This window comes from Micromonospora sp. NPDC093244 (assembly GCF_040683695.1).
Taxonomy (GTDB): Bacteria; Actinomycetota; Actinomycetes; order Mycobacteriales; family Micromonosporaceae; genus Micromonospora.
On record NZ_JBFBEO010000002.1, the window covers coordinates 962,879 to 987,271 of the forward strand.

The window sequence follows — 24,393 nt, forward strand, 5'->3', positions numbered from 1 at the left end:
TTTCGTTGTGCCAGGTGCTGGTCAGCGCTGGGCGGAGGCGGGCACCCAGAGGTTGTCGATCTCCTTCTCGGCTGCCGCGAGGCTCGCCTCGTGCAGCGGGATCAGCTCGGCCATCGCCGGGACGACGGGGGCCAGGGTCAGCTCGGCGGTGATGAAGCGCGGCTGCAGGCCGGTCAGGGACAGGCCGTGTGGCAGCCAGGGCTCGGCGTGGTCCCAACCGTTGCGCGGGGTGCCCTCGCCGTAGCCGCCGCCCCGGCTGGCCAGCACGATGAAGTTGCAGTTGCTGAGGTGGCCTTGCTGGGTCGTCGGGTCGTACGACAGGCCGGCCATGATCAGGTGGTCGACCCAGGCCTTGACGCTGCTGGGTGCGCCGTAGTTGTAGAGCGGCAGGCCGAGCAGCACCGTGTCGGCCTGCTTCACCTCGTCGATCAGCCGCTCGCTGAGCTGCCAGACCTCGCGCTGCGCCGGGGTGTGCTGGTCTGGCGGCGTCACCCGGGCCTGGGCGGCAATCGGGTCCAGGTGCGGCAGCGGTTCGGCCCCGAGGTCGCGGTAGGTCACCGTTCCGTCCGGGTGAGCCGCACGCCAGACGGCGGCGGCGCGGGCGGTGAGCCGCCGACTCACCGACAGCTCACCCTGGATGCTCGAATCGATATGCAGCAGGTGCATGGTTTCTCCCTCAAGGATCGTCTGCGATGGGTCAACTATTTATAGCAGGCCGATGTTCCCTGGTGTCGGTAGACTGGCTCACATGTCCGCCCCACCCCTTCATCCCGCAGAGCACCGATCAGGCGCCCTGCTGGACCATCTGGCCCGGCGGATGCGGCTGCGGTCGGAGTCGGTGCTGGCACCATTGGGCCTGCGCCCCCGGCACCTCGTCGCGCTCACCGTGTTGCGCGACGGCGGCGGCACCAGTCAGCAGGCACTGGCCACCATCCTCGCGATGGACAGCACGAACATCGTCGGGCTGCTCAACGACCTCGAAGCCGAGCACCTGGTCGAGCGACGCCGCTCACCCGAGGACCGCCGCCGGCACGTCGTCGACCTCACCGAGGATGGGATGAAACGCCTCAACGAGGCGGAATGCGCCCTGGCGGGCGCCGAGGACGAGGTGCTGGGAGCACTGGATCCCGCCGAGCGGAAGACGCTCTACGAGTTGCTCCGGCGAGCCGCCAACACCTCGTCGGCCATCTGCACCGAAACGCTCCAGAGGGACCTCGACGCCTGCTGACGTCGGCCGAGGTCAGGCCGTGGTGCTGGCCTGAGGGCGGTCGTCGCGTACGTGCACCAGCATGTCGCCGGTCTCGATCACCGCACCGGCCCGGTCGGCGAGGGTGACCACCTTGCCCCGGCGTACCAGGGCGATCACCAGCGACTCCAGCTCGCGGGGCGAACGACCCACCTCGTCCCGCTCCGCCGAGCGCATCGCCAACGCCATGCCCTGACCGGGAGTGAGCAGGTCCTCCACCACGTCGATCAGCGGCGGCGCCGAGGTGGACAGGCCGAGCAGGCGACCGGCGGTGGCCGAGGAGACGATCACGTGGTGCGCGCCGCTCTGCTTGAGCAGCGGCGCGTTCTCCGCCTCACGCGCCGCCGCGATGATCCGGACCTGCCCGGCGGTGAGCTGCCGTACCGTCAGCGCGACCAGCACCGAGGCGTCGTCGCTGTCGGTCGCGATGATCACGGCCTTCGCGTTCTTGACGTGCGCCTCGTTCAGCACCGACGACCGGGTAGCCGACCCCTCGATCGCCACCAGACCGGCGGAGGTGGCTTGCCGCAGGGCGGCTGCGCTGCGCTCCACCACGACGATGCGGGAGCGGTCCAGACCGTTCTCCAGCAGGGCGGAGACCGCGCTACGCCCCTTGGTGCCGTACCCACAGATGATGACGTGGTCCTTCACGGTTCTCCTCCACCGCGACAGGCGACGGCCGGTCCGGTACTGCTCGGTCAGGACTTCAAGGGTGGTGCCGACCAGGATGATCAGGAAGAGCACCCGGGCGGGCGTGACGAAGAGGACGTTGACCATCCGGGCCGACTGGGAGGCCGGCGTGATGTCGCCGTAGCCGGTGGTGGAGAGCGACACGACCGCGTAGTAGAAGCAGTCGAGCAGGGTCAGCCCGTCCTCGTTGACGTCACGGTAGCCGTCCCGGCCCAGATAGACCGCGGCGACCACGGCGAAGACCAGGCCCAGGGCAGCGGCGAGCCGGAGGCTCAGCGCGCTCAGTGGGCCCCGGCGCTGCGCGGGAAAATGGATCACCGTCGAACCTGCTCCCCCGCCGTCGCCTGCACGCCCACAACATAGCGGGTACGCCGCACATCGCACGCCGGGGCCGCAGGGGTCGGTCCGGAACGCCCGAGACGGGCATGATGGGGGTGTTCCCCGACGGCGACCGCGAAAGTGAGGCCGGCATGTCGTTGCTGCGACGAGTCATCGGCGGAGTGCTGCGCCGACTCCGCCAGAGCCAGGGCCGCACCCTTCGTGAGGTGGCCGCGTCCGCCGGGGTCTCCGTGCCCTACCTGTCCGAGATCGAGCGGGGTCGCAAGGAGGCGTCCTCGGAGGTGCTCGCGGCGATCTGCCGGGCGCTCGGCATCCGCCTCTCCGACCTGCTCGAACAGGCCCGCGACGACCTGCGCCGGGTCGAGCCGCGCATTCCGAGCGCCCCTCGGGCCGCGCTGACCCACCTCGAACGGGTGCCGTCGGCGCGCACCGAGACCGGTTCGGCCTTCCGGATCGGCTTCCAGCCGAGTGGGTCGACGCCACCCGTGGCCGCCGTCCCGGCCCCCGTCCGGCAGCCGGCCGGGCCGGTACTGCGGCTGGGCGGGCCGATCCTGCACGTCGGCGGTCCGGCATCGCCGGTCGGGTCGACCGTCGGCGGGGCAGGGCTGCGGGTCCGGCTGATCGCCTCCGCGCCGGCCGGGCGCCCCGGCCCGCGTACCTCCAAGATGCTGGCCTGCCGTCAGGCCCGGGCGGGCCGACGGCGGCTAACCCTGGTGTAGGTCGGCCGGGTTCTGCCGTCGGCGGATCTGCCGGCGGCAGAATCCCTGGCCGGGCGCCGGCCGCCGCCGGAGGCTGGAGGAGCCGGTCCCCCGGGCGGTTCCCCCGCCCGCCGGCACGGTGGAGGGCGGCGACAATGATCGGGTACGGCGTGCGGATGCTTGACGGCGGGCAGCCGTCCTTCGGTGATCAGGTGTTCGAGCGGCTGCTGCGGGAGCGGATCGTCTTCCTCGGCACCGAGGTGACCGAGGAGTCGGCCAACCAGATCTGCGCGCAGATCCTGCTGCTCGCCGCCGAGGACGCCGATCGGGACATCTACCTCTACATCAACTCGCCTGGCGGTTCGGTGAGCGCGGGGTTGGCCGTCTACGACACGATGCGCTACGTCCGCAACGACGTGGCCACGCTGGCCCTCGGGTTCGCCGGCTCGATGGGACAGTTCCTGCTGTGCGCGGGAGCGGCAGGCAAGCGGTACGCGCTGCCGCACTCGCGGATCATGATGCACCAGCCGTCCGGCGGGATGGGCGGCACCGCCTCGGACATCACCATCCAGGCCGAGAACATGCTGCACGTGAAGCGGACCATGCAGGAGTTGATCGCCCAGCACAGTGGACGGACGCTTGACGAGATCCAGCGGGACTGGGACCGGGACCGCTGGTTCACGGCCGAGCAGGCCCGGGAGTACGGGCTCATCGACCAGGTGCTCGCCCGGGCCGAACAGTTGCCGGGGGTCTGACGTGCCGATCCGGCGGGCAAAATAAGTGGCGGGGGCCCGTTAGGGTCACCCCCATGCGTCGATTGATTCCTGTCCTGTCGATAGCCCTCGCCGCTCTCGTAGCCGGCTGTGGCACCACCACCTCGGGCGACTCCGCAGCGACCGCACCCAACGCGACCCCGTCCAAGCTCGACCCGGTCGCCACCATCCAGCAGGCCATGAACCGCAGCTTCGCCGGCACTGTCACGATGGACGCCTCGGTCAAGGCCGGCACCAAGTCCCTCACCCTCAGCGGCAAGATGGACCCGGCAGCCAAGGCGCTCCAGGTCACCGGCGAGGCACCGGAGCCGATGGAGGCCCGGCTGATCGGCGACACCGCCTACATCAAGATGGACTCGGGCGACGGCGGGAAGCCGTGGCAGAAACTCGACCTCACCAAACTCAAGCCGGGCAGCTCCCTGCGGCAGTCCTTCGACCTGAAGACGCAGACCGGCATCGTCGGCGGCATCGTCTCCGCCGAGGAGACCGGCGACGGCCGCTACAAGGGCACCGCCGACCTGAACAAGGCAGCCACGGCCGCCGGCACCGACGGCGGAATGCGCGAGGGCCTCGAGTCGTCCGCGAAGCTCGCGAAGGATCCGGCGGCGATTCCGTTCGAGGCCACTGTCGACGCCGACGGCCGCCTGACCGGGCTCTCCTACACGATCGCCACGAAGAGCCTCGGGGACCTCGTCACCGACATGAAGATGAGCGGCTTCGGCGAACCAGTCACCGTGACCGCCCCGCCCGCCAAGGACACCGAGGCGGCCGCCGAGGAGATGTACAAGTACTTCTGACGCCGCTCGCCGCGTCTTCCGAGATCCGCGCGGTTCGGGAAAGGTGCCGCCTCCGGCAATGGTGAGGCGGCACCTTTCCTGCCGTTGCGCGGATCTTGTCTGCCTTCAGCTGGGGCCGTCGTGCGTGACAGGTCGTCGGACTAGCCGGAATCCCGCACGTCACCGCCTCAGCCGCGCAGCTGGGACCAGTCCAGGATGCCCTCGCCCAGGTCGCGGATGGAGGCGAGCAGACCGAGCCGGGCCGCCCGGAGTTGCGGCGCGTCGGCCATCACGAACACCTCGTCGAAGAAGGCGTTCACCGGTACGACCAGGCGGCCGGCGACGCGCCGGAACGTGTCCAGGTCGGCCGCCGGGTCCAGCTCGGAGCGGACCTGGGTGACGGCCCGGTGCAGGTCGAGCTCGACCGGCTCAACGAGGTCATCGGGCTGGTATCCGGCGGGGTGACCGGCCGGAACGATGCGGCTGCACCGCCCGAGGGCTGTCGCCAGGGCCTGGAAGTCCTCGTCGGTCATGGCCGCCCCGAGCTGCCTCAGGGTGAGGTCGGCCAGCCATGGGCGCCCGGCCCGTACGGCGACGGCGCGGGCCAGGTGGGTCGGGGTGCCCGCCTCGGTGAGGCTCTGTTCGTAACGCCGGCTGATGAATTCGAGCACCTCGTCGAGCTTCTCCGACGCGACCGGCACCGGTTGCTGCTCGGCCGCCAGGGCGAGGACCGCGCGAAGGTCCAGAGCGGCAAGCGCGGACTGGGAACGCAGCACGGCGAGCACGCCGAGCACCGCACGCCGGACGGCGAACGGGTCGCTGGACCCGGTGGGCAGTCCCGCGGTGGCGGCCAGGCCGACTATCAGGTCGAGCCGGTCGGCCACGGAGAGCAGGGCGCCGGGGAGTGACGCGGGCAGCGCATCGCCCGAGGCCCGTGGCATCTCCGCCTCGGCGATCGTGACGGCGACCTCTTCCGATTCGCCGCCGTGCCTGGCGTAGTCCTCCGCCATGATGCCGGCCAGGCTGGTCAGCTCGGTGACGAGCTGCGAGCCCTGGTCGAACTTCACCAGGCCGGCCGCGCGTTCCAGTGTCTTGCGCTCGTCGTCGCTCATGGTGACCAGGCCGGCCAGCCGCATACCCAACGCGCCGACCCGGGACGCGCGGTCCGCCATCGAGCCGAGTTGCTCGGTGAAGGTGAGGTTCTCCAGACGGTCACGCAGCGCGGGCAGCGGGGTACCGCGGTCCGCACGGTAGAAGAACGCCGCGTCCTCGTACCGGGCGCGCAGGACCGCCTCGTTGCCGGCGCGGACCAGACCGACGTCGATCGGGCCGTTGGCCACCGCGACGAACGAGGGCAGCAGGCCGCCGCTGGCGTCCCGGACCGGCAGGTAGCGCTGGTGTTTGCGCATCACCGTGGTGAGCACCGCCTCGGGCAGTTCCAGGTAGCCCTCGGAGAACGCCCCAAGCAGTGGCGTCGGCTGCTCGACGAGGTAGGTGATCTGGTCCAGCAGCCGTGACTCGCCGGCCAGGTCGACGGTACCGCCGACGGCGGCGGCCAACTCGGCGCACTGCTCGCTGATGATCCGCCGGCGCTCGGCCGGATCCACCACGATCCCGGCGGCGGCCACCACGTCCAGGTACTCCTCGGCGGTGGCGACAGACACGACCGGCTGTTCGCTCGTACGGAGCAGGCGGGTCTGCCGGTCCGAGGCGAGACCGGACGCGGTCATCGGCACCACGTCGGGGCCCCAGAGCGCGAGCAGCCAGCGGATCGGGCGGCTGAAGGTCAGGGCGGGGTCGTTCCATCGCATGTTCTTGGCGGACCGCAGGGTGCCGACCGCACGGCCGGTGACCTCGGCCAACACCTCAAGGGCGGTGCGGCCCTGCTCCTGCCGGGTGACCGCCACGTAGGTGACACCGTCGAGATCCATCCGGTCCAGCTCGGCGACCTCACGGCCCTGCGAGCGGGCGAAGCCCTTAGCGGCGCCGGTCGGCTCACCGTTCTTGTCGTACGCGGCGGCCAGCTTGGGCCCCTTCACCGAACGGGTGAAGTCCTCCTCCCTGGCGGCGACGTCATCGACCACGACGACGAGCCGGCGGGGCGTCGCGTACACACGCGTCGCGCCGTGGGCGAGCCGGGTGGCATCGAGTCGGGCCGCCACCTCGCGACCCAGGGCGGCGGCCGCGGCGGGCGCCTCGGCGGGAGGCAGTTCCTCGCAGCCGACCTCCAGCACGAACCGGCGGACCCCGGACGTCTCGGTCTGCTCCGTCGCGACCGGGACGGCGGCGGTGACCACCGGGGCAACGCCGAGCGGGTAGCCGAGCTCCTCACGGCGGCTGATCCACAGGTCGGCGATGCGCCGGGAGAGCCGGCGCATCCGACCGAACGCGGCAGCCCGGTCGGCGGTGGCCACCGCGCCACGCGCGTCCAGCACATTGAACGCGTGCGAGCTCTTGAGCAGGTAGCCGTGGGCGGGCACGGGCAGCCCGACGTCGAGCATCCGGTTGGCCTCGGCCGTGTACAGCTCGAACAGCGAACGGTTGGTCTCGATGTCGGCGTCGTCCAGGTAGTACCGCGACATCTCGTACTCGGCCTGGCCGATCATCTCGCCGTACCTGACGCCGGGGGCGTACTCGATGTCCTTGAAGGAGGTCACCCCCTGCAGGGCCATGATGATCCGCTCGACGCCGTAGGTGATCTCCACCGCGGACTGCTCGAGGTTGATGCCACCGGCCTGCTGGAAGTAGGTGAACTGGGTGATCTCCAGGCCGTCCAGCCAGACCTCCCAGCCCAGCCCCCACATGCCGAGCGCCGGCGAGGTCCAGTTGTCCTCGACGAAACGGACGTCGTGGGCGGCGACGTCGATACCGAGCGCGGCGAGGCTGTCCAGGTAGAGCTGCTGGGCGTTGCCCGGCTCGGGCTTGAGCACCACCTGGAACTGGGTGTGGGTCTGCAGGCGGTTCGGGTTGTCACCGTAGCGGGAGTCATCTGGCCGTACCGACGGTTCCACGTACGCGACCCGCCACGGCTCGGGACCGAGAGAACGCAGGAAGGTGGCCGCGTTCCAGGTGCCGGCTCCGACCTCCGTGTTCATCGGCTGGACGCTCAGGCAGCCCTGCCCCGCCCAGTACTCAGAGAGCCGCGCGAGCGCGTCTTGCATGGTCAACATCGATGTACTCCGTCCGAATGACAACAGCCCTCGAGCCTATCCGCCGCGCACCCGGTGACACATTTCGCCCGATCCAGATCCTACGGACGTCCGTGCCCTCACCAGCTCGCCGTAGGGCTGTTGATGACCTTCGTACGGATCTCGGTGCCGTCGCGGCTCCGTCTTATCGACGTGGCCCGGACGGCACAGTTCATATCTCGCCGGTCAGGGCGAGCAGGGCTCACCGGCCATGGGCAGGGTGACACCTGCACCCTTGGTGCGGATGCGCGGCATCGAGGTGCATCGGTCGAAAAACGTCGTGTGGTTTACCGGCCCACAACTGGCGGCCCTCATCGAACTCGCCGCCCCACTCGCAACGTGGTGGCAGGACGCGGTCGCGGCTGTAGACCACCAGGTGGACTTCCGATTCGTGGCCCTGGCGGAGTCAACATCACTTCTTACTGCCGGCCCGATGTCGCTCCCGAACTTGGGCGCCACATGATCGAGCACGACAGCGGCACCCCGTACGACACTGGCTCCGCTGGCCCGCATCGCGTCTTCTAGCGGTTCCCGTCGTTCCGGCATGGCGTCGTACCGCCGGAACTAGCACGGTGATGCTGGGCGATGATCGAAGACAGGACTGTGACTGGTGCCCCCGGCAGGATTCGAACCTGCGACACACGGTTTAGGAAACCGATGCTCTATCCCCTGAGCTACGAGGGCGCGAGTGGTCAGTGTAACGACCTGCGCGCTGACCGCGGTGGCAGGGAGTGGCCCTCGTTTCCCACGTCACCCGTACCCCTGTTCTCCCAGCCCAGGACCACACACCGAGCACACGAGCCCCGGTATGCGACCGGGGGTCGGCCGCGGTGACCCGCGTTGGCACCGGCTCACCCGGGTTGGCACCCGCTGGAGAGCAGACACCGCGCACAACATCGATGGTCATCGTCTCGCAATTCCTCTGCCAGGGCTCGCCAGCAGGCGGAATGCGCTAGGCCCTCTCCGCGAGCTTTGGGCGGCGGCTCGGTCACGCAGCTGACGAACGGTTGTCAGCGTTCGACATGGGTCCCGTACGACGCTCAGGGCACAGCTCACGGACCTATACCCGGAGGGCATGGACGAACTGGCGCGGTGCCTGCCCAGCATCAGACCGGAGCCGGCCTGATGCTGGGCCCGATGACACAGGACGGGGAGGTGGCGACACCGACGCGTGGCGTACGGACCGCTGCCTCAATCCCGCGATGGAGCAGGAGGTATTACTGCGAGATTGCGGTCGCCTCCAGTTCCACGAGCACGTCAGGCTCGAAGAGATGGTCCACTCCGATCAGCGACGCCGGCGGAAGGGGCCACGGCAGATTGAGTTCCTCGACGACCGATTCGATCCCGGCCATGAACGGCCCAATCTTCTCGGGTGCCCAGTCTGTGACGTAGAAGGTGAACCGGACCACGTCTTCAAATGATGCGCCGGCTCCAGCGAGGGCCCGACCGGTATTGCGCAACGTCTGCGCAACCTGCCCGGCCAGGTCGCCCGCCGCAACCGACGTGCCGTCGCCCAAGCGGGCGATCTGACCGCTGACGTGGATGTGACGCGACCCGGTGGCCACCGCAACGTGCTCGTAGGGCGTGTGCGGCTGGAGGCCGTCGGGACTGAAGCGGGTGACAGGCATCGTTTCTCCTCTACGGGAACCACTCGGTTTACCATTGATACCTAGTTGCTGAAGGACACTTCAAGGAGACCTGGTTTCATGCGCGATACCAACACCGCCCTCGTCGAGGAGATGCGTATCGATGCGCCGCACCGCGAGTTGCTCGACCAGGTGCTGGACAAGTGGTCACTCAGCGTCCTCAACGAACTGTGCGAGCGCCCGCGCCGGTTCAACGAGCTGCGCCGGGCGGTTCCAAAAGTGACGCAGAAATCGCTCACCGCGACCCTGCGACGACTCGAGCGCAACGGGATCATCGAACGGGCCGTCGTGGCGACCCGCCCGATCGCGGTGGAGTACCGGATCACCCGGCTAGGAAAAACCCTGCGCTCTCCGGTCGACGCCCTCCTCGAGTGGGCCGACACCTACCTGCCGCAGATCGAACACGCCCGCAAGGCCTTCGACGCGGAGATCGAATGACTAATGCAGGCTGCGGAGTCTTCGTTCCGCCTCTCGGCCCGCCGCCGCAACTGGAGCCGCGAAGGGCGTAGCCGGTAGGCGATCGGACCATGACCAACGCCGCCTGTGCCAGTGCCCGGTGGTCCACGCCCGGAGTGAGGTCTCCTTCTCTCGCCGCACGCGACAGCCGTTCTTCGAGGGCGGCTTCGTTGGCGGCCCGGCCGGCGGCCAAGACCTGGGTGATGCGGGCGTTCTCGGGCGAGCAGGCCAGACCTCCCTGGATGGACAGGCAGCCCAGGTGGTCACCGTTGGCTCTCAGACCATCGGCGCTGGTGCGCAGGAATGCCTCGACGGCGGCGTAGGCGGTGGGTTGCTCGAGCACCTCGCGGACGTTTGTCACCTGGGTCTCGCGGTAGCGCGCGAAGGCGCGCTCGAACAGATGCTCCTTGCTGCCGAACGCGGCGTAGAGGCTCGGCCGGTTGATGCCCATCGCGCGGGTGAGGGTGGTCAGTGAGGCGCCCTCGTAGCCGTGTCGCCAGAAGACCTCGGCGGCCCGGTCGAGGACCGTCTCCTCGTCGAAGGCCTGCGGTCGTCCGACCGTCGGCGGTTCAGTGCGCATGAGCCCATCTTACCGCTCGGTACATAAGGTGACCCAGCCCACGAACCGATCGGTACAGAACGTGGTACGGTTACGTCGCAACCGAGCGGTACAAAACGCGGACGTCCCGTCCGCTCCGGCCGAACAGCCGGCCTCCGATCCGCCAGCCGCCAGCCGCCATCAGCAGAATGGAAAGATCGATCATGAGCGCCACGAAGACCAGTTCGGGTATGTCGACTGAGGAACTGCGCGACTTCTACCTGCAGTACGTCGCTTTGGCGAACAAGCGCGAGTTCGACCGCATGGCCGATTTCGCCCACGAGGAAGTGATCATGAACGGCACCTCGGTCAAGATGGCCGACATGGTCGCCGAGTTCTACCGGCACGTCGATGCGGTGCCGGACCTGCACTGGGAGATCCAGGACCTCGTCGTCGAGGGCGACCGGGTGGCCGCCCGCCTGATCGACACGGGAACGCCGGTCCAGGAGTGGAACGGGCTGGCCGCCACCGGGGCGTCCGTGTCGTTCGTCGAGACCGCCTTCTACCAGGTCGAGGACGGCAAGTTCAAGGTCATGTCGTACCTGATGGACACCGACACGGTGCGGCGGCAGCTCGCCGGCTGACCCGTCAACCGTCCTCGCACCGTTCGCATCGACTCCACCCGCGCGGAGGGCGCTGGCCAGCCGGGCCCGCCCTCCGCGCTCGGCGGCGAGAAATTGAATCCAGCGGGACTGTCCGGCTGCCAGGCCCCGGCGGTTGCCGCTCGCACCGCGAGCGGGACCCGTGGCCGCTCCTGGCCAGATCAGCGGCTCGGCCTGAGCCGCAAACCGAGAGGACACGCATGACCCGTCACATTGGTCACCGGCGCGAATAAGGGCATCGGTTTCGCGACCGCCAGCCAGCTCGTTGAGCAGGGCCACACCGTCTACACCGGAGCGCGCAACGCCCACCAAGGCGTACAGGCCAGACCTTCGCTGGGAGGTCAAGGAACTGCTGTTCGAGCGTGATCGAATCGCTGTGCGCGCGATCAACACCGGCACCCCCGTGAAGGAATGACTCGGCGTTCCTCCTTCCGGTGCCTCGTCCGAGATCGGCCGAGATGCTTCGCCAGTTGGCCGCTTGATGGAACCCCGACAACCCTTGAGGTGCAACCCATGACAACCATCGGCATCATCGGCGCAGGCGAGGTCGGCAGCCAGCTCGCGCGCGCGGCAGTTTCGGTCGGATACACCGTGGTCATCGCCAACTCGCGGGGGCCCGGCACACTGGAAGGCCTTGTCGCTGAGTTAGGCCCCTCGGCACGCGCAGCGCACGCCAGGGACGCCGCGGCAGCCGGTGATTTCGCTATTGTCGCCGTGCCCCTCAAAGTCGTCAACAACATGCCAGTCGAGGAACTTGCGAACAAAGTGGTGTTGGATACGAACAACTACATGGTCTGGCGCGACGGAAATATCCCGATCATCGACTCGGGCGAGAAGACGGTCCACGAGCTACGCCAGGAACATCTCCCCACTTCGAAGGTCGCCAAGGCCTTCACCCACATCCAGGCTCCCCGACTTCTCACCTCTGGTCGACCTGCCGGCGCCCCCGACCGGCTTGCACTATCTGTCTCCAGCAATTACCCCGAGGCCGTTGATCTCGTGACGCGGCTGTACGACCAGTTCGGTTTCGACACCGTCGACAACAGCCCGCTGAGCGAATCCTGGCGCACCGGCCCGGGCCAACCCGCGTGGATCCGACACGCGCAGCAGAATCGCGAGGAGCTGGCTCTCAACCTGAAGAGAGCACGGCGAGTCGTCCGGGCGTGACTCTGATCGACGGTTCCCGCTGCCCCAGGACGAACGCTCGTACAAACAGCAGTTCCTGAATCAGTCGCGGCCCTTGCGGGCCTGGCGCGCGTCGTGGCGACGTCGACAAAGCCGTGCACGAGTGACCTCCGGTCGCGACGCCGCCACGCGACGACGAGCGGACTCGGCGGGGCCCGGCGCCCAGTGCTCTCCGCGCCGGGCCTCGCCATCGGGTGGGGTCAGGCGGTCACGCAGTTGGCCAACACTCCCGGGCCAGTGCCGGTGCCCTGGAAGCCGAAGTTGGTCGACTGCCGACCGAGGACGCGTCCGTTGTAGCTCATATTGCGGAACTGAACGGTTCCGCTGGTGCCGGTGGCCTGGGCGTTCCAGACGCCGGTGACGGCGGCACCGCTGGGCAGCACGATGCTGACGGTCCAGCCGCTGATATCCGACTTTCCGGCGGTGACAGTCACGCTGGCGGTGAAGCCCTCGGCCCACTGGTTGATCGCCACGTCCGCGTAGCAGCCGTCACCGGCCGGTGGCGAGCTGTTGGGGGGCGTGGTCGGCGGCGTGGTGGTCGGTGGGGTGGTCGTCGGCGGGGTCGTGGTCGGCGGCGTGGTGGTCGGCGGTGCCGTGGTGGGAGGGTTCGGCGCTCCGTTGGCAAGGCTGAAGGCCAGGTCGGGCTGGAACGAACCGGCCGTGTAGCGGCAGCCATCGGCCTCCCCCGGCGGCTTCACCCACAGGTACGCGTCGATGTTGGCATCGCCGGTGTTCGTCGTCGGGTACTGCCCGATGCGCCGGTCGGTGTTGTCGTCGCCGCACCAGTCCCCGCTGGCGCCGCCGTTGCGGCTGGTGTCGATGATCTGGCGCTTGCCCGAGATGCCCATGCCGTTCAGGGCGGAGATGACCGAGCGGCCGAAGTTCGCCTCACCGGAGGTGGAGTTGTAGTTCGACACGTTTGTGAAGAAGCCGTCGGCGTACTGCACGCCGGCTGCCCGGAGCCGGTTGGCCGTCTCACTGGCGCTGTTCCAGGTGGAGTGGCCGCCGTCGAGGTACACCTTGGCGTTGGGGTTGGCCGACTTGATGGTCTGGGTGGCCGTCGAGATCGCCTGGTTGCGCGCGTTGAGTTCCGCTCCGCTCAGGCACGTCTGGAGGGCGAGCGAGTCGGTCTCCAGGATGATCAGGACCGTCCGGTTGCCCAGCCCTCTGGCGAAGTTCGACACCCAGGTCTGGTACTGGTTGAGGTCAGGGGCTCCACCGGCGCTGGCGCCACCGCAGTCCCGGTTGGTGATCTCGTACACCGCCAGCACCGGGATCTGCTGGGCCGCGTTGGCGGCGCCGATGAACTCGGAGACCTCGGACTGCACGGTGGACGGGTTGAAGTTGGCGAACCAGCGGGCCTGCGGCTGACTCGCGATCTTGTCGCGGATGACTGCGGTGCGCGAGTCGCCGGGGTTGGCGGCGACCCAGCGGACGACTGCCGAACTCGGGTCGCGGTAGAGCGAACCGGACACCGTGCCGGCGGACGCGCCGCCGACGGCGAAGCAGACGCCTGCGGCCGCGATACCGGCGATGGCCGACATACTGATGGCCGTTGATCTGCGGCGCCGGTGGGAGAGGATAGCCACGACGTGTTTCCTCCTGATCACATTGACGTATCTAAGTTAATGGGAGCGTTCCCATGACGGTAGCGGAGGCGCTCGCCCCTGCCAAGGTGTGACGACCCGTCGCTCAGCCAACGCCCTATGTAGGCATCGCGGCTCGCGCAGCGTTCTCGCGACGAGCGCCGCCTCCAAGGTGCGGGATTCGTCACGCTCTGCCGACACGTCCTCAGAGGCTCGCGAGAAGGGTGCGCCTCCTGGCTGATAGGAGGCGCTCCTCACCGGGAGGCGACAGGCGCCTCCGGGCGCCGGGGCTCACCGTCCGTCAGGACTGGGTCGTTGTCGCCGCTGCGCAGAGCCTGGTAGAGGGTCTCGCCAAGATAGGTCCGCAGGCCGGCGTAGCGGAACTGGTACACGTCTCCGTCGCGGATGGTGATGAGTGCATGTTGGAGTTCCTCGTCCAACAGGCGCAGCCGCCATGGAAGTTGCCGGCGTACCGCCAGCCAGATATGAGCAGCGGAGAAAACCGGCCACGCCGTGTACGTGCAGGTGACGATGATGCCCAGCGTGAAGGCGATTAGGAGGCCATCCTCTGGGCCGATCGAATACAGGGGCGCATGCACGCGCACCGTATCAACGATGCAGGGGAATCTCGTGTTCATTATCCAGATCGATAGTGCTGCCACCGCAGCTGTCGTGAACAGGATTCCACCGGCCAGGGCCCGGTCCGCTCGCAGCGTCGTCGCGGCCGGCACCAGTTCCGGCTCCCCATCCTCGGCGCCACCAGCGCCATCCGGCGGCTCGACATCATGGTCCACCAGCTCACGGGGGCCGTCAGCCGGTCGATCAACCCCCGCCTCAACCGATCCTCCCTGCTCGGACACGAAGGAGCCCTTTGGGGCCAACGGCGCGCAGAGCCACTTAACTGCTCCACCGACCAGTCCGACCGGCACGCCGACGGCGAAGGCGAATACCCCGAAGACAGCTACGCCATAGTCGAAGCCGTAGCGCATCGCGCCACCGATCGCGCCACCGAGGCCGATCGAGGTGACGAACAGCAGTGCGACACCGAATGGAATGATCAACGGCTCGGCGCGTTCCGCAAGGGTGAAACGCACGACGGCCGGCTGTATCTCATCGCTCCTGATGTAGGCACGGGCGGCGACCGTCGCCAGACCGACGCCGAAAGTGACCCCGACGAAGACCATGAACGGCGAACGTTCCGGGTCCGGAAATCCGGTCAGCAGGCGGAACAGCACCGGCGGCCCGGTGCCGATCACCCCGGCCACGGCGACAGCGACTACCGGCACTCCGATCCTGGTTGGGCCTCGCCTCCGCGTTCGGACCTCGGTTTCGCGACCTCGCAGGAACGTGCGCGGGTACTCGGAACGCAGAAGCGCGTCGAGCAGCAGGAAGGCAGCGCAGACCGCGAATCCGATCTCCAGGGCATCTGTGACGCCCTGCTGCCAACCGCGCATGGTCGTTCCGATAGCCACGACCGGGGCAGCGGTGGCCACGAGCACGGCTGGTGCGGCCACGGCGGGGATACGCCGGCCACGAAGGAACGCGGCACCGACACCGACGACACAACCGATCGCGAGCCCACGTGTCAGCCCCACCGGCATCTGTAAGGCGAAGTAGTACGCGGGCGTCACCGAAAGTGCGGCGGTCACCGCGAGGAGGGGCCGGTTCACTGTGCCGACCACCTGCCACCATTCCAGTTGGTGGCTGTCGTGGTCGATCATCATCCGGGCCAACGACGTCAGCCAACGCGCACCCCGCCGACCGCGCAGCGTCCGCCAAGGCCGGTCCTTGTGCAGCGCCCAATCGATGTGAGAGGCGAGCAGTCGGCCCCGTAAGGCGTTCGCCTGGTTGTTGCCGGCCAGATCCGCGAGGTGGTCGACCGTGTCGGTGCCGCGGGCTATCGACTGGCTGGCCAGTTCCAGCAGGAGCGGAGTCGCCAGCACGTCGCGGAGCGCCGGCAGGCCCGGCAACGCCTCGGCGAACCGTTCCAACCGATCTCGGGCCGCAGGGTCGTCGTCTTCGAGCTCGGCCCGGTGCAACAGGTACGCCTGCCGATGACGAATAAAAGGGCGGTTGACTGGTGCCAGCGTCATGGTCGCGGCTAGCACGCCGATTCGCGCCCGGACCTTCGCCGGCTTGTCAGCACGGCTGAACAGCAGAAGTGGTTCGTTGTGGCGTAGGAATCCGTCGATCTCCTTCGCCGCCTTCAGGCGGGTCTCGGACGGCATCTCATCAAAGCCGTCGAGGATGAGGATGGCTAGTTTGCGGTCCAACAGTTCACCGACCTGGCCACGCTTGTTGCCGGAACCTGGGACGACCTGATCAATACTGGGGTACAGCCGCAGGACCTTTCGATTGACCCAGTCGGCGAACGGGACCCCACCGTCGTAGCCGGCCAACGGAACCAACAAGGGCAGAGGCGTCGTGTCCACGCCGGGATCCCCGCCTGTGCTTGCGGTGGCCGGCCATGCCGCTATACCGATGGTGATCATTAGGGCGAGAGTGGTCTTGCCGGTGCCGCCGGCTCCATGCACGACAAGCCTGATGGGTTCGTCCCGGCGGTCAAGGATGAACCGCGCCCAGCTCGACTGGAAATGTCCCGCACTCCACAGATCCGCGGCCGGGTCCCCCCGCCCTTCCGGCGGAGGCTCGCGATGGGGCTGAACGGTGATGTCCGGCCGACGTTTCACCGCCCACGGCAGGAGGCGGCGAAAGCGAACTCCTATGTTCCCGAAGCCACGTGGTGACCGCTCGGCGACCTCGACCGCGGTTTCAAGATCGCCGGGTTGCAGTGGAGTCGGCCACAGTTGCGCATCCTGGCTACCCACGGTTGCCGGGAGCAGTAGACCGGTGAGCAGCCTGCGATCCTGAGCCTCGTCGGACCACAGCCGGAGAATCTCCGCGCGGGCAGTCGAGAGCGTACCGGCCGCGACAGCCGATTCCCGGGATGTGGAACGCCATTGGTGCCGGACATTGAGTAACAAGCTGAGCAGGCCCGCTGCGGTACCGATCATGGCAGCATCCACGCCGTCAATCAGCCCGCTCAGAACGAGGTAGACGAGACCGCTGACGGCGGCAGCGATCGCGATGCTGTCGAGAAGCCGACGCGTCGCTACGCGGGCGCTGCGACGCCCTCTGTGACGTGCCATCTCGCCACCCTTCAGCCAGCAGGACCAAATAAGCAGTTGATTGGTCACCTGTCGGGGAATGTAGTTGTCGTCTTAATCCGTCACCGTAGCTTGTGGCGAGAAGAGCCGCTCAGTCGAGCGTGACTCGCAAGGCCGCGAAGCCGAGGTTGCTTTCGCCGTGGGCCAAGATTGGCTCCAGATACCCAACCTGTTGAGCCGCGGTGCGAGCAGATTAAGGGCCCCTACCCCGGCACATTGCAATGATGATCAGGACATCGCGCTGGCCCTGGCTCCAGAGACGTGGAAGGTGTCAAGGGCCGGCGCTTGGAGAAATAACTCCGAGACGAGCCAGCCTGCTGCGTACCGTCGTTGACTGGTTGTACCGGCGGCGTGTCGGGCCAGCCGATGCCGCCAGGAGCAGCATCGAGGCAGTCGCCGGAGGGAGGGCGCATGGCGGACCGGATCGCCGACCCGTGGGGTGCCCGGACGCCGTACGGGCCGGGGCAGGAGTGGCCGGTGCGGGTGGACCGTTTCCTCGACGGTGACCACACCAAGGCGGACGTGCACCCGCACCGGCGATATCGGCCTCCTTCGGGACCTCCAGGACCTCTACCTGATGGCGGCCGAGTGCGACATCACCTGGACCGTCGTCGGCCAGGCCGCCTACGGCGCCCGCGACGACGAGCTGCTCGCGGTCGTGCGGCGAGGGAGAGACCGCGATCCAGCTCACATGGCTGCGTACGCGGATGAAGGCCGCCGCACCCCAGGCGCTCGTCGTCACCGACTGACCGACCGCGCTACTTCCCGCCAGCCTTGCGGGTGCTGCTCTTGTTGGCCTTCTGAATCGCCTCGACGAGATCGGCCTTCGTCATCCGTGACCGACCACGGATCTCGAGCCTCTTCGCCACGTCCATCAGATGCTCCTTGCTGGCGTTCGCGTCGACCCCACCGGCCGTCCTACCCGAGGAGCCCCGACCGCCGGAGGCCTTCTTGTCGCTCGGCCCCTTCCGGCTCTTCGGCTCCCAGTGGTCGCCCACCTTCTCGAAGGAGTGCTTGACGGCGGCGAGCGCCGTACGGTGGGCGCGTTCGCCCTCACCGTACGAGTCGACCGCCGAGTCGTGTGCCTCCGCGTAGGTGTCCTGTGCCTTCTTGGGCGATCGCTTCAGGGTGCCGGGCATGTCCTTCCGAGTCGGCATCGTCGCTCCTCTCATCGGCGTCTGTCGACGACGTGCCCGCCCGGCCGCAACACCAAACACCCCTTTTCGGCAGCATGAGGACGCTTTCGCGCACCTGGCGGTGTGTGTCGGGGCGGTTCGGGTAGGGCAGCGGGAGTCGAGAGAGAGGCCTCCCTGATGGCTGACATCACCATGCGGATGCTGGAGACGTACCCCGAGTCGATCAACCTGGACCGCGCGAAGCTGGCGGCTGCGATCGACGCGCTCAACGACTGCGCCCAGGCCTGCACGGCGTGCGCGGACGCCTGCCTGAGCGAGGACATGGTCGCCGAGTTGACCAAGTGCGTACGGACGGACCTGGACTGCGCCGACATCTGCACCACCACCGCTCGGGTGCTGTCCCGGCACACAGGCTACGACGCGAATGTCAGCCGCAGCCTGCTGGAGGCGTGTGCCACCGCATGCAGGTCGTGTGGGGACGAATGCGCCGCGCACGCGGACAAGCACGAGCACTGCCGGGTCTGCGCCGAGGCGTGCCGGGCGTGCGAGCAGGTCTGCCGGGGACCTGCTGGCCACGATGAGCTGAGAGACGGCGCGCAGAGCCCGGAGCCGTTGGCTCCGGGCCCTGATCCCGCCTGACTCAGGGGCTCGTGCAGGTGACGTTGCCCGGTGAGGTCGCGCCGTCGCCGGTGGCGGTGAAACCGAACGTCGTCGAGGCGTTCGGCGCCAGGTTGCCGTTGTACGCGGCGTTGCGGACGGTGACGCTGCCGGTGGTGCCCGTGTTGGTTCCACTCCAGAGGCTGCTGATGGCCTGGCCGCTGGCGAGGGTCAGACCCACCGTCCAGCCGCTCAGGGTCGTGGCCGTGTTATTGGCCACTGTCACCTCGCCCTGGAAGCCCCCGGGCCAGGTGTTGATCGTCCGGTAGGTGGCGGCGCAGGTGCCCGGCTCACCAGTCGGCGGCGGGGTCGTGGGCGGCGGAGTGGTCGGCGGCGGGGTCGTCGGAGGCGTGGTCGACTGGAACTGGCTGAAGAACCTCCAGATCTCCCCCGAGGTCCAGGTCCGCGAGTCGTTGGGGCTGCCGGACCCGTCGACCGGGCTTGGCGTGTGGTCGCCGTCGAACGCCGCCCACTGCACCGGGTAACCGGCCCGGCAGCCCGAGTAGGTAGTGGTGATGTGGGTCAGGCTGCCCCGGCTCGGCTCGCGCGGGCTCTGTGCGGTGCAGCCGTTGTTCCGGACGAACGTGTCGCGCAGCTGCCGGCCCTGGGAGATGTTCAGCACGCTGTCGTAGATGCCGTGGATGCCGAAGTAGGCAACCGGCTGCGTACCGCCGTTGCACCCGCTGAGGTTTGCGCCGGACAGGACTGTCACCGCGCGGATGATGTCGGGCCGGGCGCAGGCCACCGCGTAGCTCATGGCTCCGCCGTAGCTCCAGCCCAGGGCGAAACGCTGGGTCGTGTCCACGCAGAGGTCGTTCTCGATCTGCCGGGAGATGTCGTCGAAGAGGGTCAGGTCCCGACCGTTGGTGTTGGCCCAGCCGGCGTTGAGACCCTGCGGCGCAACGAAGATCGTGCTGTTGTTCGACAGCGGCTGGAGCCCGTAGTAGCCCGCCGAGGTGACGTTGTTGGCCGAGCCGTTCAGCCAGTGGAAGGCGAAGACCAGGCGGTACGGGTGGTTGCGGTCGTACCCGTCGGGGATCCGCAGGTTGTAGGTACGGCTCTGTCCGCTGCTCTGGATCGTGCGTGTGCCGCTGGCCAGCGTGGGGGCCTTGCCGCAGCCGGCGGTCGCCGCGAGGGTGCCGTTCGTCGCCGCGACCGCCTCGCGGAGGCCGCCGTTCAGCGCTCCGCCGGTGGTGGCCGCGAGCAGGACCGCCGCGGCAGCGATGGATGTGAGGAGATGCCTTCGTTTCGGCATTGCGTGACTCCTTGCGATTGGGCGTCAGGTGCCGGTGGTGGGGGTGCGATGCCTGTCGCCTGCGGCCACCTGGACCCGGATGCCTGGTCACGCCGAGGAGTGCTGCCCCACGGCGGGGCGTCGGAAGCTGGGCATGCGGCCGAAGCGACGTCGTCCGGCGACCGAGGGGGTCGCCGGCATCGACGGAGTGGCCCGGACTGGTCACCGACCGGTAGGCGGTGGAGGGTCGGCGTCCCTCGACACGTCTTCGCCGGCAGGCTCGGGTGACCGGGAGTGTGCCCTTCACTCCCCGGGCAAACATAGCAGGTTATCGATAACACGCCGATTCATGCCCGATCAGCAGGAAGGGCTGTGGCGGCTCGGCGAAAGCAGTTCGCGCTAACACGGCACTGGCGGTTGTCGGGGACTCTGGCCCTCGTACCCAGCGGTGATCGTCCAGGTCTCGTAGGCTTCACCAGTGACGAGTGGTCGAGGGCGGATCATGGCTGATGTCCTGGAAGCAGCGGAAAACGCCTCGCCGGTCGAGGCGGTTGAGGCGGTCACCCGTGCGCTCGGCAGGACGCTGGGCGCGCGTAGCGTCGCGTTCCTGATCGCGGACCTCAGCGGCCGGGCGCTGGTCCGGTTGGCCCACGTGCCGGCCGACGGCACCGGTGAGGGACGCCGCGCCGCTGACGAGGTCGCCATGGTGATGCCGTTCGACGGCGGCCCCGCCGAGCAGGCGCTCCGGACCCAGACGACGCAGGTCGTCCCGCAACCCGACGGGTGGGTGGTGTTGGCGCCGGTGACCGACCGCGGCGAGGCGATCGGCCTGCTCGAGATGATCCTGCCGGACGAACCCACCGCGCCCACGCTTGAGGAGATCGGCCGCACGGCGCACGCGTTGGCGTTCGTGGTGATCGCCAACCGGCGGTACACCGACCTGTTCGAGTGGGGGCAGCGCACGACCCCGTTCACCCTGTCCGGGGAGATTCAGCGCCGCCTGCTGCCGGGCTCGTTCACGTGCGAGGGCAGTGCGTTCACCCTGTCCGGCTGGCTCGAACCAGCCGCCAGCATCGGCGGCGACACCTTCGACTACAGCCTCGCCCGCGACGTGCTGCACTTCAGCGTCACCGACGCGATGGGCCACGGGGTGGCCAGCGCGCTGACGGCAACCCTGGGCGTGGGCAGCCTGCGCAACAGCCGCCGCCGCGGGGCTGGGCTGGCGGAGCAGGCCGACGCCGCCAACGCCGACCTGGTGCACAACGCCCCGGTGCCCGGCAGCTACATCACCGCGGTCCTCGGTCGCCTCGACCTCCGCACCGGGGTGTGCGCACTGCTCAACGCCGGGCACGTACCGCCGATGCTGATGCGCGACGGGGGCACCGAGGCACTGCCGCTGCCGGCAGGCTTCCCCCTGGGGATGTTCGCCGAGGCCGACTACCGCGCGGGCGAGATCACGCTACGACCCGGCGACCGCCTGGTGGTGGTGACCGACGGCGTACGGGAACGCAACGCCGCCAGCCTGGATCTGCCAGACGTGTTGCGGTCGACAGGCGGTCTGCACCCGCGCGAGGCCGTCCGGGCATTGGCCGACGCAGTGCTCGAGGTCAGCGGACCGACCCTGGCCGATGACGCCACCCTGTTCATCCTCGACTGGTACGACGGACACAGCGAGGACCGGCGTACCAGTGCCGGCGCCGACCAGGCGCGCGCCAGCCTCGCACTGCCCGACTGATCACCTGCCTGCCGGGTCGTCCGCCACATCGGCTTCGGCCGCCTCCGCACTCTCATAGACGCGGATGACCCGGTCCACAGATGTGACGGTCAGGACATTCTGCACGGCGGGCTGCGCCGAGGCGAGGCTCAGCCGGCCGCCGGCCTCCCGAAGCGCCTTGAACATCACCACCAGCATGCCCAGCGCGCTGGAGTCCATGAAACCCACCCCGGCCAGGTCCACGACCACCTGACGGTCACCGGCGTCGACAAGCCGTTGCAGCCCCTCGCGCAGCTGCGGGGACGTCGCCATGTCCAACTCGCCGCGCACCTCGAGCACTGTGCAGCCGCGGCCCGGACGGACCGACAACGACAGCTCCACAACAGCCTCCCCACGCCGATGATCCCGCTCACCCTATGTGGCCGACGGACGAACCGCCGCCGGCCAGCGTACGTCGGGCGAACTCTCGGACCGCCGCACCACAGCGGTGGCCGATGTCAGCGCGCCGTCACCACCAGGATCGCGACGACGCCGGCGACCCGCCGGGGAACTGTCACCGCGCCGCCTGGAAGGCGCGGCCGACCGCTGTCACGTCGGCACCACCGCGGAACAGCCCGGACCGGTCCTTGTCGGTGGCGGGCAGACCGAACCAGGCGTAGCGCTGCACGTACGGGAGTTGACCCAACATGGTGGTGGCCGCCGTGAGGAAGGCGGCCTGCTGCTCCTGGCTGGGGAACTGCTGGCCGCCACCACCGAAGCGGATCAGCGCGAACTCGGTGAGCCAGATCGGCTTGCGGTACCGCTGGTACACGTCCTGGAGATACCGCCGGAGCTGGTCGACGGCGGTGCTGGTGGTGAAGTCGGCGCCGAACCAGTGCAGGGTGACGAAGTCGACCCGATGCTTACGGGCCTGCGCGCCGGACATGAAACGACCAAGCCAGCCCTGCGGATCGTCACCGCCCCAGGCCACGGCCGGGCTGCCCAGCCTGCTGCCCGTGGCCATCAGCCGTGGCCACAGGTCCAGCGCCTGCTCCACTGTCAGGTTGGACTGGTCGGGCAGGTCCGGCTCGTTGAACGTGAGCAGGTACGGCCCGGCCGCTCGGGCCCGGGCCAACTCGGGCGCGGTGACGTTCTCCGCGCCCCGGATCATCGGCACGAAGGCCACCCCCGGCGGGGTGGTGATGCCCTGATGTTCCGTGCCCCAGGTGTAGTACCAGCCGGCCCTCGAACCGGCCAGCGCCCGGTTGACCCCGTCGAAGGCCCACACCCCGACGCCCTTGCGCGCCGAGCTGACCGCGGGCGCGACAGGGACCCGTGACGACGGCCGCGCGCCCGGCGTGGGCGTGACGCCCGGAGTGGCGACGGCGGCGGGTGCCGCCGACGGCGGGGCGGCCCACGAGGGTGCCTGCGGGTCGTCCGGCCGGACCACCACGAGCGTGGTGATGGCGAGGACGACGGCGGCGGCCCCGACGGCGAGCGCCGGGAGCAGGCCGCGGGGGCGGTTCAACGCGAGGTCGACAAGGGCGTTCCCGCCGTCGCCGTCGGTGGGCACACCACCGGCCGGCGCCGTTCCGGCGACGCCCCCGGTCGCCGGGTCCGGAGGCTGGTACGCGGCGACCGGCGACGCGTCCGGGGAAAGGGCGGCACCCGGCAGGTGCGCGCCAAGGCCGGCCGGCAGCGGCAGCATCGGCAGGCCGGCGAGCAGCCGGTCGATCGGCAGGAGACTCGTGCCGAGCCGTGCGCAGACCGCGCAGTCCCGCACGTGCCGGGCCAGCCGTTTGCGCCACAGTGGATTGGGGACGCCGTCCCACTCGTCGGTCACGGTACGCAGGTCCGGGCAGCCCGGGCGCGCCCGTAACGCACGGACCACGGCGCGGGCCGTCTGGATCTGGTCCTTCATCCGGTGCACCCGCACCGCGACGTGTCCCGGGGAGAGCCCGAGCGCGTCGGCGACCTCGGTGCGGTCGAGCTCGCCTGTCTCCTCCAGCCACCAGAGCGAGAGCAGTTCCTGATCGTCCGGGTCGAGCCAGCGGGTCGCCTCGGCGACCTCACGCCGCTGGTCGGTGAGACCCAGCCGGAGGATCGTCATCGCCGCGAAGTCGGAGCCCGGGTCGGGCACGTTGTGGATCGCGTCCAGCCCGGCGTCGCGACTGAGCGCGACACGTCTGCGCTGCTCCCAGTCGCGCACCTGGCGGATGGTGATCGCCACCAGCCAGGACCGGAACGCGGCCGGGTCGTTGAGCCCGGGCAGGTGCCTGATGACCCGTACCAGCGTCTCCTGGACCACGTCGTCGACGTCGGCGTGGCCGCGCAGCGCACGCCCGACGATGTTGTAGACCAGCGGGAGCGAGGCCGCTACGACGTCGTCGAGAGCGCGCTGGTCGCCCTGGCGGGCGGCGACGACCGACCTGACGTCGGGTAGTTGCCGACCGGCTGACGACATGGGCCTCACTCCTTCTGCGCTCATCGTCGAGGGTGGGAGGGGTGCGTGCTGGTCGCCCCTGATCGGAGACGCGGGCGGGCCGGGCGGATTACGAAATTCTCCGGGTCGCCGTGGGCCGGGTGCGACCCCGGGCGGTCGTCAGGTCCCTCCGGCGGCGACGCATGACGGTTGCCGACGCCGGGTATGGTGCGGTGTGTCGGTGTCGCCGGGCGCTCGCCCGTGAACGAGACACCCAGATCGGGCGCCGGTGTGCACACCT

Annotated in this window: 22 protein-coding genes and 1 tRNA gene; 11 read left to right on the plus strand and 12 right to left on the minus strand. The window is 69.1% G+C overall.

Annotation, left to right across the window (positions count from 1 at the left end; genetic code table 11):
- Positions 1–21: 21 nt before the first annotated feature.
- Positions 22–666, minus strand: a complete 645-nt coding sequence (locus AB0N27_RS14610; RefSeq protein WP_364368583.1) for an NAD(P)H-dependent oxidoreductase — start codon at positions 664–666, stop codon at positions 22–24.
- An 82-nt stretch (positions 667–748) separates the two neighbouring features.
- Here AB0N27_RS14610 and AB0N27_RS14615 point away from each other — a divergent pair, with 82 nt between their 5' ends.
- Positions 749–1,228: a MarR family winged helix-turn-helix transcriptional regulator gene (locus AB0N27_RS14615; RefSeq protein WP_364368586.1), complete on the plus strand. Its 480-nt coding sequence runs from the start codon at positions 749–751 to the stop codon at positions 1,226–1,228.
- 12 nt (positions 1,229–1,240) lie between these two features.
- Here the strand turns inward: AB0N27_RS14615 and AB0N27_RS14620 are convergent, their stop codons facing one another.
- Complete coding sequence (locus AB0N27_RS14620; RefSeq protein WP_364368589.1) at positions 1,241–2,254, minus strand: potassium channel family protein; 1,014 nt, start codon at positions 2,252–2,254, stop codon at positions 1,241–1,243.
- 152 nt (positions 2,255–2,406) lie between these two features.
- Between AB0N27_RS14620 and AB0N27_RS14625 the strand changes: the two genes are divergently transcribed.
- The 3 genes from AB0N27_RS14625 to AB0N27_RS14635 all read left to right on the plus strand — a co-directional run bounded on the left by AB0N27_RS14625 (position 2,407) and on the right by AB0N27_RS14635 (position 4,543).
- On the plus strand, positions 2,407–2,994 hold the full coding sequence (locus tag AB0N27_RS14625) for a helix-turn-helix transcriptional regulator (protein ID WP_364368592.1): 588 nt from the start codon (positions 2,407–2,409) through the stop codon (positions 2,992–2,994).
- Between the two features lie 134 nt (positions 2,995–3,128).
- Entirely contained in the window at positions 3,129–3,728 is a 600-nt protein-coding gene (locus tag AB0N27_RS14630; protein WP_364368595.1) for an ATP-dependent Clp protease proteolytic subunit, read from the plus strand.
- 53 nt (positions 3,729–3,781) lie between these two features.
- Entirely contained in the window at positions 3,782–4,543 is a 762-nt protein-coding gene (locus AB0N27_RS14635; protein ID WP_364368598.1) for a hypothetical protein, read from the plus strand.
- 167 nt (positions 4,544–4,710) lie between these two features.
- Here AB0N27_RS14635 and AB0N27_RS14640 read toward each other — a convergent pair whose 3' ends face one another.
- On the minus strand, positions 4,711–7,692 hold the full coding sequence (locus AB0N27_RS14640) for a glycine--tRNA ligase (protein WP_364368601.1): 2,982 nt from the start codon (positions 7,690–7,692) through the stop codon (positions 4,711–4,713).
- 262 nt (positions 7,693–7,954) lie between these two features.
- On the opposite strand from AB0N27_RS14640, the gene AB0N27_RS14645 reads away from it, so the two are divergent.
- Positions 7,955–8,173: a hypothetical protein gene (locus tag AB0N27_RS14645; protein WP_364368603.1), complete on the plus strand. Its 219-nt coding sequence runs from the start codon at positions 7,955–7,957 to the stop codon at positions 8,171–8,173.
- Positions 8,174–8,318: 145 nt separating this feature from the next.
- Here AB0N27_RS14645 and AB0N27_RS14650 read toward each other — a convergent pair.
- A tRNA-Arg gene (locus tag AB0N27_RS14650) sits at positions 8,319–8,394 on the minus strand.
- Between the two features lie 533 nt (positions 8,395–8,927).
- On the minus strand, positions 8,928–9,338 hold the full coding sequence (locus AB0N27_RS14655) for a RidA family protein (protein WP_364368606.1): 411 nt from the start codon (positions 9,336–9,338) through the stop codon (positions 8,928–8,930).
- A 45-nt stretch (positions 9,339–9,383) separates the two neighbouring features.
- Here AB0N27_RS14655 and AB0N27_RS14660 point away from each other — a divergent pair, with 45 nt between their 5' ends.
- Positions 9,384–9,794, plus strand: a complete 411-nt coding sequence (locus AB0N27_RS14660) for a helix-turn-helix domain-containing protein (RefSeq protein WP_364368609.1) — start codon at positions 9,384–9,386, stop codon at positions 9,792–9,794.
- On the opposite strand, the gene AB0N27_RS14665 is transcribed toward AB0N27_RS14660, so the two are convergent.
- Positions 9,679–10,392, minus strand: coding sequence for a TetR/AcrR family transcriptional regulator (locus AB0N27_RS14665; protein ID WP_364368612.1), 714 nt, complete (start codon positions 10,390–10,392; stop codon positions 9,679–9,681). The genes AB0N27_RS14660 and AB0N27_RS14665 overlap by 116 nt on opposite strands.
- Positions 10,393–10,574: 182 nt before the next feature.
- Between AB0N27_RS14665 and AB0N27_RS14670 the strand changes: the two genes are divergently transcribed.
- The 3 genes from AB0N27_RS14670 (at position 10,575) to AB0N27_RS14680 (ending at position 12,179) form a co-directional block, all read left to right on the plus strand.
- Positions 10,575–10,994 (plus strand): ester cyclase, encoded by a 420-nt coding sequence (locus AB0N27_RS14670; protein ID WP_364368615.1) that lies wholly within the window; start codon positions 10,575–10,577, stop codon positions 10,992–10,994.
- A 231-nt stretch (positions 10,995–11,225) separates the two neighbouring features.
- On the plus strand, positions 11,226–11,378 hold the full coding sequence (locus AB0N27_RS14675) for an SDR family NAD(P)-dependent oxidoreductase (RefSeq protein WP_364368618.1): 153 nt from the start codon (positions 11,226–11,228) through the stop codon (positions 11,376–11,378).
- 147 nt (positions 11,379–11,525) lie between these two features.
- Entirely contained in the window at positions 11,526–12,179 is a 654-nt protein-coding gene (locus tag AB0N27_RS14680) for an NAD(P)-binding domain-containing protein (protein ID WP_364368621.1), read from the plus strand.
- A gap of 218 nt (positions 12,180–12,397) precedes the next feature.
- Here AB0N27_RS14680 and AB0N27_RS14685 read toward each other — a convergent pair whose 3' ends face one another.
- The 3 genes from AB0N27_RS14685 to AB0N27_RS14695 all read right to left on the minus strand — a co-directional run bounded on the left by AB0N27_RS14685 (position 12,398) and on the right by AB0N27_RS14695 (position 18,107).
- The gene (locus AB0N27_RS14685) at positions 12,398–13,786 is read right to left on the minus strand and encodes a glycoside hydrolase family 6 protein (RefSeq protein WP_364368624.1); all 1,389 of its coding nucleotides are present in this window, start codon (positions 13,784–13,786) and stop codon (positions 12,398–12,400) included.
- 251 nt (positions 13,787–14,037) lie between these two features.
- A complete protein-coding gene (locus tag AB0N27_RS14690) occupies positions 14,038–16,980 on the minus strand; it encodes a hypothetical protein (RefSeq protein WP_364368627.1) in 2,943 nt (980 codons plus the stop codon).
- A gap of 728 nt (positions 16,981–17,708) precedes the next feature.
- On the minus strand, positions 17,709–18,107 hold the full coding sequence (locus AB0N27_RS14695) for a ChaB family protein (RefSeq protein WP_364368629.1): 399 nt from the start codon (positions 18,105–18,107) through the stop codon (positions 17,709–17,711).
- 156 nt (positions 18,108–18,263) lie between these two features.
- Between AB0N27_RS14695 and AB0N27_RS14700 the strand changes: the two genes are divergently transcribed.
- On the plus strand, positions 18,264–18,725 hold the full coding sequence (locus AB0N27_RS14700; RefSeq protein WP_364368632.1) for a four-helix bundle copper-binding protein: 462 nt from the start codon (positions 18,264–18,266) through the stop codon (positions 18,723–18,725).
- Between the two features lies 1 nt (position 18,726).
- On the opposite strand, the gene AB0N27_RS14705 is transcribed toward AB0N27_RS14700, so the two are convergent.
- On the minus strand, positions 18,727–19,998 hold the full coding sequence (locus tag AB0N27_RS14705) for a cellulose binding domain-containing protein (RefSeq protein WP_364368635.1): 1,272 nt from the start codon (positions 19,996–19,998) through the stop codon (positions 18,727–18,729).
- Positions 19,999–20,455: 457 nt separating this feature from the next.
- On the opposite strand from AB0N27_RS14705, the gene AB0N27_RS14710 reads away from it, so the two are divergent.
- The gene (locus AB0N27_RS14710) at positions 20,456–21,712 is read left to right on the plus strand and encodes a PP2C family protein-serine/threonine phosphatase (RefSeq protein ID WP_364368638.1); all 1,257 of its coding nucleotides are present in this window, start codon (positions 20,456–20,458) and stop codon (positions 21,710–21,712) included.
- Here the strand turns inward: AB0N27_RS14710 and AB0N27_RS14715 are convergent, their stop codons facing one another.
- Positions 21,713–22,072 carry an STAS domain-containing protein gene (locus AB0N27_RS14715; RefSeq protein WP_364368641.1) on the minus strand — a complete coding sequence of 120 codons (360 nt, stop codon included), beginning with the start codon at positions 22,070–22,072 and terminating at the stop codon, positions 21,713–21,715.
- Between the two features lie 172 nt (positions 22,073–22,244).
- Positions 22,245–24,134 (minus strand): sigma-70 family RNA polymerase sigma factor, encoded by a 1,890-nt coding sequence (locus AB0N27_RS14720; RefSeq protein ID WP_364368644.1) that lies wholly within the window; start codon positions 24,132–24,134, stop codon positions 22,245–22,247.
- Between the last annotated feature and the right edge of the window lie 259 nt (positions 24,135–24,393).